Raw genomic sequence first — 14,274 nt, 5'->3', positions numbered from 1 at the left:
TTCATAAATGAAAACCTTCTTCTTGACGTATTGCATTTTAAAAACGATAGGTAAGCATACCTGAAAAGTTTCTCGGATCGGTTTGGTTAATGAATGAGGTTCGGTAAGCATTATAACCAATTTCATTAAAGACATTGTTGATGAACAAACGAACACCCCAATGCTGGTCGAATTTGTAGGCTGCCTGGATGTTTACATTCATATACGAATCAATGTCAAACGGTTTCTGGTTTGGAACAATTCCTTCGTGGGTTACAGCTCCGGCAGACCAGTCGTTCATAGGTCTTTTTCCGGTATAATAAGCTCCGGCACCTAAAGAGAATCCTTTTAAAGCACCTGTGAAAGTATAATTTGCCCAGGCATTAAAAGTGTGTTTCGGCGTGTTTAACGGCGAAGAATTATAAACATAAGCCGTGTGTTCTTTGTATTTGGCATCAATATACGAGTAACCGGTAATGACTTCCAGGTTTTCTAAAATTCTACCGGAAAGTTCTACCTCAATACCTTTACGTTCGTCATTTCCGCCTTTTTGATAGTAGCCTGTAGCTACCCAGTTCTCGTCATAAACCGGAAGGTTCATGTCTTTATTGTTGATTTTAAATAAAGTCAGGTTAAAACGCAGACGGTCGTTAATCCAGGTTGTTTTAAACCCGGTTTCGAACTGATCCCATCTTTCATTTCCTAATTCTTCTCCGCTATGGCTTAATAAAGCGGCACTTCTCGGATTGGAACTGTTCGTGTAGGACGCAAACAGGTTAATGTTGCTCATCGGCGTGAAGATAACACCTGCCAATGGATTCCAGGCATCGTTTCGCTGTGTTCCCACAGTATTCGATTTGGTAATTTCAACGCTGCTGTAACGCAATCCTACAAAAGTTTTTAACCATTTGTTCCAGGTAATCATGTCCTGAACCAATAAACCTAACGCTCTTGATTTGGTGTTTTCCGAACTTCCGAAAGCCAACGGACTGTTTGGAGTAGGGTATATATTCGGGATGTTTCCAAAAACATTTATCGTATCGATAACAACCGATTTGGAGTTTGTCGTTTCAGTATTGTTGCTGGAATAATCCATACCCGCCTGAAACGTGTGTTTTAGAAAACCGGTTTGGATGTCCTGACCAACAAGGTCTAACTGTAATACATCGTTTATGTCTTTTCGGGTGTTATTGCTTATCGAACGTTTGCGCTCGTTAAAGCTGGATGCCAGTTGCGACAGGCTGGCTCCGGTATCGTCTATATCCAGATCCGATTTGAAATAAGCGGCACGAAGCGAGAATTTATCGTTTAATTTTCGGTCCACACGAATAGTGTAGGTAGCATTTTTTGTGGCAACACGGTCGGATTTGAATCCCAGGAATTTATCGTGCGGCAGGTCATAAATGGCATTGATGTCATTACCGGCAAGATTTACCGTTCCCAAATCGGGTGTTCTGCTGTCGTCCAGGTAATCCATCTCTACCGTAACCGTTGTTTTATCATTGGCTTTCCATTGCAGGGAAGGATTGAAATACAAACGCTCGTTAGAGATCATGCTTCTGTAGCTGTCGCTTCTTTCGTAGGCACCGTTTACACGGAACGCAATTTTTTCGTTATCGTCAATCGGACCATACACGTCAAACGTCGGACGGAATAATCCCCAGCTTCCGCCACGAAGGGCTACTTCACCACCGGATTGAAATTTCGGGGTTTTGGTAACAATATTGATCACACCGCCCGGGCTTCCCAAATCGGTTGCAACACCCTGAGTGATGGCTGCTGTTCCTTTTAACACCTGAATATTGTCAATACCAATGGCATCCGTTAAAATCCCGACACCTCTGAAATCGGAATTAACACGTACCCCGTTTTTCAAAATCGGAATACCGCGGAATCCACGGGAAGACATACTTTCTCTTTTGTTTCCATAAGTAGCAAAGGTGTAAACACCCGGAACGTTTTTAGTTGCGTCCGAAATGGTTAGATTTCCCTGCTGCTCGATTAATTTTGAGGAAATAATTGAAATACTCTGTATCTGCTCACTTGGTTTTAACGGTAACCGCGTTAAAGCCTGTAGTTTTTCCGGCTGTTTGTTTCTTTTTCCGAATACTTCCACTTCATCCAGCAACTGTTCGTTTACTTTTAGTTTAAAGTTGACAATGGTATTCGGTTTGTCGATTGTTACCACAAGCAGTTCTGCTTTGTAGGTCATGCTGCTCACTTTAAGGTTGTATTTTCCATACGGTAAATCGGAAAAAACATAATTACCGGAAGCATCGGTAGTTGTGGTCAGATTATTTTCGATTAAAATAACACTGGCATGGGTAACCAGATTGTTGTTTTCGTCGGTGACTGTTCCTTTTAAGGATCCGTTTTGGGCTAATGTGGTAAGGCTGAAAAAGATACTTAGGAGTAGAAAAGATATAGACTTCATATTTATATTATTTAGACTTAATAAAAACAATACAAATTTAAAGGTTCCAAATCGGATAAAAAAAGATATCCGTTTAATATTTTTTTTATTTTTAAAACGTTGTAATATAGTATTTTATGTTTTTGTTAGGCGCTTTTTTTGAATGAATTTTCCGATGTTAAGAAGATGGTTTTTTGGCAATATTTTAACGTATATTTTTGCTGTATCGGGATAATTGTGAAGTATAATAACCGTTACTAAAAAAAAGGGTCGTAAAAGTTAATGAAAATTTAATTTCAGTTATTTTGAAGATGAAGAATAATTTTATCTGACATTTTGTGAAAAAACGTCAGATCGGGGCGTTCCGGCCGTTTTGGAAAATTATTTTTTAAGGCTTTTTTCGAGAATGGTTTTCAGCTCTTTAGCCTTTAAGAATTGATTGTGCTGAAACAGGATCCGGTAATCGGTATCGAGCAGACAAACGGCAGGAAAGGAAAGCTGTTTTTCCATATTCCCTAATTCGTAGGCTAATTCATGATGCCCGGTATTGTTTCCGGTGGGTTTGAAATGATAGACCTGATGGTAGAAGGAAATATCGGTTTTGCTTTCGGCATCAAAGGGTATATAGTAAAAGGACTCGTTTAGCAAGGCGATGATCTCCGGATTCTGAAACGTTGTTTTTTCCATCATTTTGCAGTATTTGCACCATGATGTATGGACAAAAACAAAATACGGTTTCGGATTTTGTTTCGCCAAACTTTCGGCTTCCTCAAAAGTATGCGTTTTCAATTGGGCAAAACCAGAAGGAATCACCCAAAAGAGAACGCATATATAGTAGAACTTTTTGCTCATTATTTTAAAGTATAGCGCACTCCTAAGAACCCTCTGATACCCTGATTCGGTCCGTAAACATAGCTCGGATCAAAAGTCAGGGCATAAGGATTGTCTGCTGTAGGGATAACGTTGCCGCTGTTGTCATATTGTACATTCTGGTCGAAAGGATCGTTTGCCCGGGCAATGATAAACGGATTCCCTTTGTTCGGAGTCCAGTTCAGCAGGTTTTTTACCCCGCCGTAAATTTCAAAGTTTTTGATTTTGTTATAGGTCAGCTGGATGTTTTGAATGCTCCAGGTCGGGGAAAACTCACTGCGGGGATCCAGTGGTCCCAATACAGGAAGACGCATCGGTCCGTAGAGGTTTCCGGTATAGTCAATGTCAAGATGTAATTTATTGATGCGGTAGGAAATAGCCCAGGTTCCGGAAAAACGCTCCGTCAGCATCTGGCGTGTAGTCACGCCGTTTTCGGTTTTGTTGACATCCATATAGGTTGCACCCAAAATCACTTTTAAACCGTTGTTAAAAACCATATCAATATTGGTACTGATCCCTTTTGTAATGGCATGGCCGTCTAAGTTTTTATAAATAATCTGGTTCGGATTGGTGTCATAATCCGGGATAATCGAATTGGTAAAATAAGTATACCAGGCACTGGCTTCCAGGCCGATGAAATTGCCGTTTTCGGTATATATTTTCTTCAGATAGTTCAGGTTGACATTATAAGAACGTTCCGGTTTCAGCTCTTCCTGAACGATTACTTCGCGGGAACCGGTTAATGCGGCGTGTTCTTCTGTAAACAGGTTAACGATTCTAAATCCGGTTCCGGCATTTAACCGGATAATATCCGTGTCGGAAGCTTTCCATTTATAAGCAAAGCGAGGCGTGAATATGGAACCGTGATTGCTGTTGTAATCATAACGCGCTCCCAGTAAAAGGCTGTGTTTGGAAGCCAGTCGGATCTCGTCCTGAACAAAAAGACTCGGAATCCAGGTTTCATCGGCTGTTTTTGTCGCCGGCGTATTGTCGTTGTAATACTGATAGCGTATGGCCGTACCAAACAACAAATCATGACTGCCGGCTTTTTTATCCCAGGTTAATTGCCCGAAACCAATGCGCTGCTGGGCCAGGTAAGGGATGTTTCCATATACGGAATTCTGGTCGTGATCGGTATAGGAGAAATTAAACAGCATCTTTTCGCTGACCGGCAATTCGTAAGCTCCTAATAATTCCCAGCGTTTGGTGTAGATGCTCTCGCCGTATACTTCACTGCCGCCACGGTATTTTTTCTCCCATTGCATTTCTCCTCCCCAGCGATCTTCATAAAAATAACGTCCGGCAACGGAAAATAATTTATTGCTTTTCCGGTTAAAGTTCCATTTCTGAAAAACGGAAATCCTGTCCTGCAGGGTAACATCGGTAAAATTATCATGATTGTTGTCAATCGGATTGCTGTAATTGAAATAGTTGATTCCGGTTAAAAGGGAAGCAGCTTTCCCTACATTCGCTTTAAAACCCAGATCGGCATTTACTTCACCCCAACTGGTTCCGAAAGCATCCGCAGATACAACCGGGGCATTTGTAGGGCTTTTGGTAATAATATTGATCAGTCCGCCAACGGCTTCACTGCCGTAAAGAGAAGAAGCAGGACCTTTAACCACTTCTACGCGTTCCAGTAAAGAATTCGGAATTCCGGACAAGCCGTAAACGGTCGACAAACCGCTCACGATAGGCATACCGTCAATTAAAACCAGCGTGTAAGGACCTTCCAGTCCGTTGATGTGAATATCACCGGTATTGCAGACATTGCAATTTAACTGCGGACGAACGCCGTTTACGTTTTGCAGTGCCTCAAAAATATTGGAAGTGGGATTCTTTTTAAAAAAAGTAGGCTTGTACACTTCAACGGGAACAGGGCTTTCGATTCTGTTCACCGCTTTCAGTGTACCGGTGACCACAACTTCATCCAGTGAATTGTTTTCTTTCAGATCAAAATTCAGTATAACGGTTGTCGTGTCACTAATCGTAATATTTTTTCGTTGTGCCTTAAATCCGGTAAAAGAAACCTGGATCTCATAATTCCCGCGGGCTACTTTTTCGAGCGTGTAATTCCCGTCTGCATCTGCCGATGCACCCTTTTTTAATTTGTCAATAACAACATTGGCATATTGTAACGGTATTCCGTCGGAAGTTACTTTCCCTTTAATTACGGTTTGAGCAGCAGCGAAATAACCGGAAAGTAAGCAAATGGCGAGCAATGGGATTAGATTTTTCACAATTTTATTTTAGATTATGTTTAAATTAATTTTTAGGCAAAGCTAAAAATATTTTTTGAATCAAAAAAAATTGTATTTTTGAATTCGTAAAATTTAACAAATGACGCATTCAGAAGAAAACTATCTAAAAGTAATCTATCACTTGTCTGTTGTATCGCCAAGAGGAGTAAATACAAATGCCATTGCCGGAATGATTGAAAGTAAAGCTTCATCGGTAACAGACATGGTAAAGAAACTGGCAGAGAAAGATTTGATCCTTTATCAGAAATACCAGGGGGTTACGCTGACAGAAAAAGGCGCTTTGGCGGCAAAAATGATTGTGCGCAAGCATCGTTTATGGGAAGTTTTCTTAGTGGAAAAGCTTGATTTTTCCTGGGATGAGGTTCATGATGTGGCAGAAGAACTGGAACATATCAAATCGGAAAAGCTGATTAATAAACTGGATGCCTATCTGGGATTTCCAACGGAAGATCCGCATGGCGACCCGATTCCGAATGCGAAAGGAGAAATTAAAAAAATAGACAAACAATTATTGTCCGATCTGGAAGTGCAGCAAAAAGGAATTTGTGTGGGTGTTAAGGACTCATCGGCCAATTTTTTGCAATACCTGGACAAACAGCAAATCGCGTTAGGATCAAAAATTGAAGTGCTCAGTAAAGAAACGTTCGATATGTCGCTGACGATAAAAGTGGAAGGAAAAGAAATGATTATCTCCAATAAGATTGCCAATAATCTTTTTGTAAAAATAGAGCATTAATATGGCAAAGAAAACCACCAATTCACTGGAAGAAGTTCATGAATCTGTTGCAATAGTCCAGAACACGACCGTCTGGAAAAAGATCCTTGCTTTTTTTGGTCCGGCTTACATGGTGAGCGTGGGCTATATGGATCCCGGAAACTGGGCGACGGATATTGCGGGAGGAAGTCAGTTTGGCTACCAGCTGATTTGGGTTTTGCTGATGTCCAATATCATGGCGCTGCTGTTGCAGAGCCTCAGTGCCCGTCTGGGCATTGTCCGCCAGCGGGATTTGGCGCAAGCCTCGCGAGACACCTATTCCCGTCCGGTGAATTTTGTGCTGTATTTTTTAGCCGAAATAGCCATTGCTGCCTGCGACCTGGCGGAAGTACTGGGAATGGCGATCGGGTTACAGCTGCTTTTTGACATTCCGCTGCTTTGGGGTGTGAGTATCACCATGCTGGATACTTTTTTATTGCTGTTCCTGCTCAATAAAGGCATCCGGAAAATGGAAGCGTTTATCATTGCCCTTATCGCCATAATAGGGATGTCGTTTTTAATAGAAATGTTTTTAGCCAAACCGGATGTGACCGAAATTGCCAAAGGACTGATTCCTTCCATTCCGGATAGCACTGCTTTATATATCGCAATAGGGATTATCGGGGCAACGGTAATGCCGCATAATTTATACCTGCATTCTTCTTTGGTACAGACCCGGAAGTTCGACCGTTCGCCAAAAGGGATTAAACAGGCAATACGCTACAATTTCTTTGACTCTTTAATTGCATTGAACCTGGCCTTTTTTGTAAATGCCGCGATATTGATTTTAGCGGCGGCAGCCTTTTATAAAAACGGCATGTTTGAAGTAGCGGAAATCCAGGACGCACACCGTTTGCTGGAGCCGTTGCTGGGAACACACTGGGCTTCGGTGCTATTTGCCTTAGCGCTCATTGCCGCCGGGCAAAGTTCCACAATTACCGGCACACTCGCCGGGCAGATCGTGATGGAAGGCTATCTGAATTTGAGGATACAGCCGTGGGTGCGCCGTATTATTACACGGTTAATCGCTATTATTCCGGCATTTGTGGCAATTGTTTATTTTGGAGAAGAAGCCACTGGAAAACTGCTGCTGCTGAGCCAGGTAGTCCTGAGTCTGCAATTGGGATTTGCGATTATTCCGCTGATACATTTTGTGAGTGATAATAAAAAAATGCAGGGTTTTGCAATCGGAAAATGGACAAAGATCTCTTCCTGGTTGGTGGCTTTGATTATTGTTGCCCTGAATGCAAAACTGGTTTTTGATGAAATTGTAACCTGGCTGCAGGAATCGGAACATCCGGTGTATATCTGGGCTTTTGTTGTTCCTTTTGCCGTAGGTGCGGCAGCCCTTTTAGTGTATATTATCATCAAACCGATAGTCGATAAAAAATGGTCAAATCCGAAATTAGTACCGCATATTAACGAGATTGTCGTAAGTGAGGCAGATGCACCCATGATCTATGCCAATATTGCCATTGCGCTGGATTTTTCCAAAACAGACCAGAAGAGTATTTCGAGGGCGTTACAACTGGGCGGCAAAGAAGCGCATTATACCATTATTCACGTGGTAGAAACGGTTGGAGCTATGATATACGGAGAAGAAATCCACGATTTCGAAACGTCAAGCGACCATTTGTATCTGGAAGCCTATAAGAAAACACTGGAAGCCAAAGGCTACAAAGTGGCAATCAAACTGGATTTTGGCAGTCCGAAAAAGAGTATTGCCAAAGTGGTCAATGAAAATAATTTTGACATACTGATTCTTGGAGCACACGGACACAACTGGTTTAAGGACCTGCTATTCGGAACCACAGTAGATGCCGTTCGTCACAGTATCACGATTCCTTTACTGATCGTTAAAGATCATTAACTGCAGCCGCAATCGGGTCCGCCGCAGTTCTTCTTTTTCTTTTTCCAAAGGTATTTCCGGATCAGGAAAAGTACGGCAGCTGCGAGGATAACATAAACGGCTATTTGCTGATAGTCTACCATATTAACTAAGTATTTGATAAGCAACCAGGGAAACAACATAGGCAAATCCGCTCATGAATACAAGCTGGATTGCCGGCCATTTCCAGGAGTTGGTTTCTTTTTTAGTAATGGCCAGCGTGGAAATACACTGCATGGCAAAAGCATAGAACAGCAGTAAAGAAACACCTGTGGCCAGGTTGAAGATTTTTACCCCGGTTACCGGATTTATTTCGGCATTCATACGGTTTTTAATGGTGGTTTCCTCTTCAGAATGACTTCCCACACTATATATTGTAGCCAGTGTTCCTACAAACACTTCACGGGCAGCAAAAGAGCTGACCACGGCAATCCCGATTTTCCAGTCGTAACCTAACGGACGGATAACCGGTTCAATGCTTTTTCCGATGATTCCGATATAGGAGTTTTCCAGTTTGAATGAAGCAACCAGATCTTCTTTTTCACCGCTGATGGTTTTCTGAGCTAATTCCTGTTCGATGATCTGTTCGGCATTTTTAAAGTTTTTATCCGGTCCGTGAGAACCTAAAAACCATAAAATAACAGACAACGCCAGAATGATTTTACCGGCTCCAAAAACGAAAGCTTTTGTTTTTTCGATAACATTCAACGCGACATTTTTAAATAAAGGAACTTTATAACCCGGCATTTCCACTACAAAATAGGATTTGCTTTTTACTTTTAAAATCTTGTTCAGGATATAAGCCGATAAGATAGCCATTCCGAAACCTAAAAGGTAAAGCGTCATTAGCGTCAATCCCTGCAGGTTGAATATTCCGAAAATATATTTGTGCGGAATAATCAGCGAGATTAAAATGGCATATACCGGTAAACGTGCGGAACAGGTGGTAAAAGGCGTAACCAATATCGTGATCAGTCGTTCTTTCCAGTTTTCAATATTCCGTGCCGCCATAATTGCCGGAATAGCACAGGCCGTTCCCGAAATTAAAGGCACCACGCTTTTTCCGCTCAAACCGAAACGGCGCATGATCTTGTCCATTAAGAATACCACACGGCTCATATAGCCGCTTTCTTCCAATAGGGAAATAAAGAGGAACAGGAAGGCGATCTGCGGAATGAAAATGATGATTCCGCCCAATCCCGGAATGATTCCCTGCGAAATCAGGTCGGTAAGTACGCCCGGCTGCATGTTTTCGGCTGCATAGGCACTTAAGGACGCAAAACTTTCGTCTATAAAATCCATCGGGATGCTGGACCAGCTGAAAATGGACTGGAATATCAGCATCAGGATTCCGAAGAAAATGATATAACCGAAAATCTTATGGGTTAATATTCTGTCCAGCTTACTGCGGATATCTCTGGCATTAGCCGTATCTACTTTGTAAGTCAGTTTAAGCGTATCGTTGATAAACTGGTATCGTTTGATGGTTTCTTTTTGCTGCAGTCGTTTTAATTCGGTATCCGATTTTACAAAAGATTTAATCGAAACTTCATTACGGTGCAGGCCGCCAAAATTAACGTCCTGTGTTATAACCAGCCATAGTTTGTACAAAAGCTGGTTCGGGAAAGCATTGCGCAGGCTGTTAAAATATTCCGGATCAATACTGGTGGCATTCAAACAAGGTTCGGTAGACAACTCTTTATAATTGATCAGTAAATTTTTCAGTGTTTCAATTCCTGTTTTTTTTCGGGAACTGACCAATGCAATTTTTGTTTTAAGTTCTTTTTCAAGAAGCGGGATATCAAGCGTAATTCCTTTGTATTCCATTCGGTCGGACATGTTGATCACGAGAATGGTTGGAATTTCCAGATCTTTGATCTGAGTGAACAGTAATAAATTACGTTTTAAGTTTTCCACTTCGCTAACCACTACGGCAACATCCGGAAAGTCTTTGTCGTTTTTGTTCATCAACAATTCGATAACGACATTTTCATCAAGTGAACTGGCATTTAAACTGTAAGTTCCGGGTAGGTCAAGGATATTCGCTTTAACGGTTGGGGACAGTTTGCTGATTCCTTGTTTTTTTTCTACCGTGATGCCGGGATAGTTCCCTACTTGTTGGTTTAAACCGGTAAGTTGATTAAAGACGGATGTTTTTCCGGTATTCGGGTTACCTATTAAGGCTACTTTTAACGTATTTGTACTCATGAATTTTTTCCTTATATAATCTCAACCTCAATTTGGCTGGCGGTTTCGATACGAATGGCCACGTGACTATCGTTTACATTAATGTATAACGGATCACCCAGCGGAGCAATTTGTAACAGCTCTACAGTATTGCCGGGTAGACAGCCCATTTCTAAAAGTTTTAGTGGAATTACATCAACATTAAAATCCTTGATCACGGCTTTTTGTCCTTTTTTTATTTGTGCTAGCGTGGTTTTCACCTTATTTAGATTGAATTAAAATAGATATGCAAAAATAAGCATTTAAAACTGATAAGCCATGATAAAACACACTTTCACATTTTTTTATGAAATGATTAGGATATCGATTTCAGTTGAAAAATTCTTACAAATGTTAAATACGGACGCATGCTGAGGTGTGTAATGATTTACGGCAGGAGCAGCGTTAACGCCCGGTTCCGGCTGCTGGTGCAGTTGGCGGAGCCTTCTAAAAAGTAGGGTAATTGCCAGGCCTGCGTTTGCTGTGCCTGTTTGCTGCCGGGTATATCCCAGGGCGGATAAACCCTGAAACCGCGTTTGCCTTCTTTTTGAGCAGTGGAAATAATACCGCGGGCGGCCAAAACAGCTTTCGGGAAAATAAACTGCCCCGATTGTTCGTCTTTTCGTGTGTTGATAATCACGAGATCAATCGTGTCCGTAACCGAAAAGGGCTCGATAGGACCTGCTTCGCTTCTTTTCCAGAGGGTTACAAACTGCCCGGTTTTTGCAGGGGTAATTTTTGCCTGCCGGTAGCAGACAAATTGTCCGTTCAGGCGGAAGGTAAGGGCGTCATATTTCGCACTTTCGGCTGCAGCCCGTAAATCGGAACATTCCAGACCGCATGGGTCATAAACAGATTCTTTGGCTGTTAAAAGGTCCTGAGGTATGGCGAAAATGGATTTCAAAATTATTCCGGTTGTATAAACGACTATTTTTCGTTTTGGGACAACCAGTTAATATCTTCCAGTAAGCGTTTTACATCTTCCATTTTGGTACCGTCATAAAAACCGCGGACACGGCGTTTGGCATCTACTAAAACAAAGTTTTCGGTATGCACCATATCGTATAATTCTTCCGGTTTTCCGGTTTTTACCGCTAAATAAGATTTTCGGGCAATATAATAGATGTCTTTTTTATCGCCGGTAACCAGGTTCCATTTGCTGTCAATTACTCCTTTGTCCAGCGCATATTTTTTCAAGACCGGTACGCTGTCAATATCCGGAGTTACCGAATGGGAAAGCAGCATCACTTTCGGGTTGTTCTTAATTTGATCCTGTAACCATACCATATTGGTTGTCATGATCGGGCAAATTGTCGGACAGGTGGTGAAGAAAAAGTCGGCTACATAAATTTTCCCCTCATAATCTTTTTGGGTAATGGTTTTTCCGTTCTGATTGGTAAAGGCAAAATCGGCAATAGTATGTTTATTGGCAATATGCTGAATCGTGGTATCCACCAATTCCGGGTTAACCATGGACGGGGTATAGATAGCAAGCTTTTTTTTAGGGGTAAGGGCGTTATAGAAAAGGGTTACGATAATGGCAGAAAGCACAAAAAGGACAATAAAAAACAGTCGGTATTTCTTGAAAAAAGATAGCATGATTTATTTTTTTGCAAAAGTAAAAAGAAGTTCGCTATTAGCGGGTTAAATATTCTCTAAATCGGGACGGATTCAATTTTAACAAATAAAAAAATCAATTCGGTTACTAATTGTTATTTTTGTTATCCGAACACCAATCAAAAAATAAGAATATGGAATTAAAAGTGAATAAGGGAGTTCTTCTTTGTGCTACGGCTTCGTTAGTACTGTTCTCCTGTAAAACAAATCAGACCGCCACGGCAGAAAAGACGGCTACACATCCGGGGATTAACCTTGGATTTATGGATAAGTCGGTTAAACCGGGGGATGATTTTTTCCGTTATGTAAACGGAACCTGGTATGACAAAACGGAAATTCCGAGTGATAAAACCCGTTGGGGAAGTTTTGACGAATTACGCCAGAATACCGATAAAGACGCTTTAGCCATTTTAAAAGAGGCTGCTGCAAATAAAAATCTGGATCCGAAATCGGATCAGGCAAAAGCTGTAAATGTGTACAGAACATTTATGGATACAATTTCCAGAAACAAACTGGGAATTACCCCAATCAAAGAACAGCTGGCAAAAATCAATGCGGTTAAGAATGCACAGGATGTAAATGCCCTGTTATTAGAAATGGAACCGCAGGGAGGTTTAGGTTTTTATGGTATGGGAATTGGTGCCGATGCTAAAAACAGTAACCGTAATGTGGTATATGTCGGATTGGGAAGCTTAGGATTGCCGGATCGTGACTATTATATTTCGGATGATGCCGATTCTAAAGAGAAAAGAGAGAAATATGTGGCACACGTGGCCCGTATGCTGCAATTTTTAGGAGAAGGACCAAGTCAGGCAAAAGAAGATGCGGTTAGAGTACTGGCATTGGAAACGGCTATGGCAAAACCAAGACTGGACAGAGTGGAGCGCCGCGACCGTAGAAAAACCTACAACCCGATGCGTGTAGCCGACCTGCAAAAACTGACGCCAACAGTAAACTGGAAAAACTATTTTGACGGTTTGGGTGTTAAAAATCTGGATTCTTTAGTGGTATCACAACCGCGCTATATGACCGCTCTGGAAGATATTTTTAAAGCAAACGATGCGGATAGCTGGAAAGCCTATTTGCGTTGGACGCTGATTAACAAATCAACCGGTGTGTTAACAACCGATATTGAAAATGCCAACTGGGATTTTTACAGCAAAACTTTACAGGGAGCTATCAAGCAGCGTCCGAGAGAAGAGCGTGCGTTACAGGTGGTAAACGGAACGGTGGGAGAAGCTTTAGGGAAATTATATGTAGAGAAAAAATTCCCGGCTGAAGCAAAAGCAAAAGCGAAAGCAATGATTGAAAATGTATTCCTTGCTTTTGAAAACCGTATCAATAAACTGCCTTGGATGACGCCTGCAACCAGACAGGGAGCTATCGAAAAATTAAGAAAATCGACGGTTAAGATCGGTTATCCGGACAAATGGAAAGACTATTCCAAATTAGAGATCAAGAGTATCGCCGATGGCGGATCGTACTATGACAACATGAAAAATGTTGCCAAATGGGGCTTTGATGAAAACATCGAAGACCTGAAAAAACCGGTAGATAAAACCCGTTGGGGAATGTCGCCGCAAACAGTAAATGCATATTTCAACCCGTCGTATAACGAAATCGTTTTCCCGGCGGCTATTTTACAACCGCCTTTCTATGATTATAAAGCAGACGAAGCGGTAAACTACGGTGGTATCGGAGCGGTTATCGGACATGAAATTTCACATGGTTTTGATGATTCCGGTGCCCGTTATAATGCAGACGGAAATTTAGTAAACTGGTGGACAGATGAAGATTTAAAACAATTTACCGGTTTAGGAGGTGCTTTAGCGGCACAATATAGTGCGCTGGAACCATTACCGGGAACGTTTGTAGACGGTAAATTTACATTAGGGGAAAACATTGGTGACCTTGGTGGTGTGAATGCTGCTTATGACGGTTTACAGTTGTATTTAAAGAAAAACGGTAATCCGGGCTTGATTGACGGTTATACACCGGAACAACGTTTCTTTATTTCCTGGGCGACTATCTGGCGTTCTAAAATGAGAGATGAAGCGATTAAAAATCAGGTAAAAACCGATCCGCATTCACCGGGAATGTACCGTGCTTATGTGCCGTTACAAAATGTTGAAGCTTTCTATCAGGCTTTCGATATCCAACCGGGTGATAAACTATATGTTAAACCGGAAGACAGAGTTAAAATCTGGTAATCAATACAAAAGCCTCCCAAACGGGAGGCTTTTTTTATGAAAGGCAGACAACTTTT

11 protein-coding genes are annotated in these 14,274 nt (G+C 41.6%); 3 read left to right on the top strand and 8 right to left on the bottom strand.

All coding sequences use genetic code 11. The annotated features are described in order from the left end of the window. Positions 1 to 37: 37 nt before the first annotated feature. The 3 genes from HW120_RS02905 to HW120_RS02895 form a co-directional block, all read right to left on the bottom strand. On the bottom strand, positions 38 to 2,413 hold the full coding sequence (locus tag HW120_RS02905) for a TonB-dependent receptor (RefSeq protein ID WP_177730645.1): 2,376 nt from the start codon (positions 2,411 to 2,413) through the stop codon (positions 38 to 40). 360 nt (positions 2,414 to 2,773) lie between these two features. After that, on the bottom strand, positions 2,774 to 3,244 hold the full coding sequence (locus HW120_RS02900) for a thioredoxin family protein (RefSeq protein WP_177730643.1): 471 nt from the start codon (positions 3,242 to 3,244) through the stop codon (positions 2,774 to 2,776). Continuing rightward, on the bottom strand, positions 3,244 to 5,502 hold the full coding sequence (locus HW120_RS02895) for a TonB-dependent receptor (RefSeq protein WP_177730642.1): 2,259 nt from the start codon (positions 5,500 to 5,502) through the stop codon (positions 3,244 to 3,246). Before HW120_RS02895 ends, HW120_RS02900 begins: the two co-directional genes overlap by 1 nt. A 100-nt stretch (positions 5,503 to 5,602) precedes the next feature. On the opposite strand from HW120_RS02895, the gene HW120_RS02890 reads away from it, so the two are divergent. Together HW120_RS02890 and HW120_RS02885 are read left to right on the top strand one after the other, a co-directional pair. Next, a complete protein-coding gene (locus HW120_RS02890) occupies positions 5,603 to 6,259 on the top strand; it encodes a metal-dependent transcriptional regulator (RefSeq protein WP_177730640.1) in 657 nt (218 codons plus the stop codon). Position 6,260: 1 nt separating this feature from the next. After that, entirely contained in the window at positions 6,261 to 8,147 is a 1,887-nt protein-coding gene (locus HW120_RS02885; RefSeq protein ID WP_177730638.1) for an Nramp family divalent metal transporter, read from the top strand. Here the strand turns inward: HW120_RS02885 and HW120_RS02880 are convergent. The 5 genes from HW120_RS02880 to HW120_RS02860 all read right to left on the bottom strand — a co-directional run bounded on the left by HW120_RS02880 (position 8,144) and on the right by HW120_RS02860 (position 11,990). Next, positions 8,144 to 8,269: a FeoB-associated Cys-rich membrane protein gene (locus HW120_RS02880; RefSeq protein WP_177730636.1), complete on the bottom strand. Its 126-nt coding sequence runs from the start codon at positions 8,267 to 8,269 to the stop codon at positions 8,144 to 8,146. The two genes, HW120_RS02885 and HW120_RS02880, sit on opposite strands and share 4 nt — an antisense overlap. 1 nt (position 8,270) lies before the next feature. Next, positions 8,271 to 10,373 carry a ferrous iron transport protein B gene (gene feoB, locus HW120_RS02875; RefSeq protein ID WP_177730634.1) on the bottom strand — a complete coding sequence of 701 codons (2,103 nt, stop codon included), beginning with the start codon at positions 10,371 to 10,373 and terminating at the stop codon, positions 8,271 to 8,273. Between the two features lie 11 nt (positions 10,374 to 10,384). Next, entirely contained in the window at positions 10,385 to 10,612 is a 228-nt protein-coding gene (locus HW120_RS02870) for a FeoA family protein (protein ID WP_177730633.1), read from the bottom strand. A 167-nt stretch (positions 10,613 to 10,779) separates the two neighbouring features. Next, positions 10,780 to 11,295 (bottom strand): MepB family protein, encoded by a 516-nt coding sequence (locus HW120_RS02865; protein WP_246297025.1) that lies wholly within the window; start codon positions 11,293 to 11,295, stop codon positions 10,780 to 10,782. 23 nt (positions 11,296 to 11,318) lie between these two features. Beyond that, positions 11,319 to 11,990 (bottom strand): SCO family protein, encoded by a 672-nt coding sequence (locus tag HW120_RS02860; RefSeq protein WP_177730631.1) that lies wholly within the window; start codon positions 11,988 to 11,990, stop codon positions 11,319 to 11,321. Between the two features lie 152 nt (positions 11,991 to 12,142). On the opposite strand from HW120_RS02860, the gene HW120_RS02855 reads away from it, so the two are divergent. Beyond that, positions 12,143 to 14,218: a M13 family metallopeptidase gene (locus HW120_RS02855; protein ID WP_177730629.1), complete on the top strand. Its 2,076-nt coding sequence runs from the start codon at positions 12,143 to 12,145 to the stop codon at positions 14,216 to 14,218. The last annotated feature ends 56 nt before the right edge of the window (positions 14,219 to 14,274 follow it).

Source organism: Flavobacterium inviolabile (assembly GCF_013389455.1).
Lineage (GTDB): Bacteria > Bacteroidota > Bacteroidia > Flavobacteriales > Flavobacteriaceae > Flavobacterium > Flavobacterium inviolabile.
The sequence above is the reverse complement of the archived record's forward strand: the minus strand, read 5'-3'. Positions and strand labels throughout refer to the sequence as shown.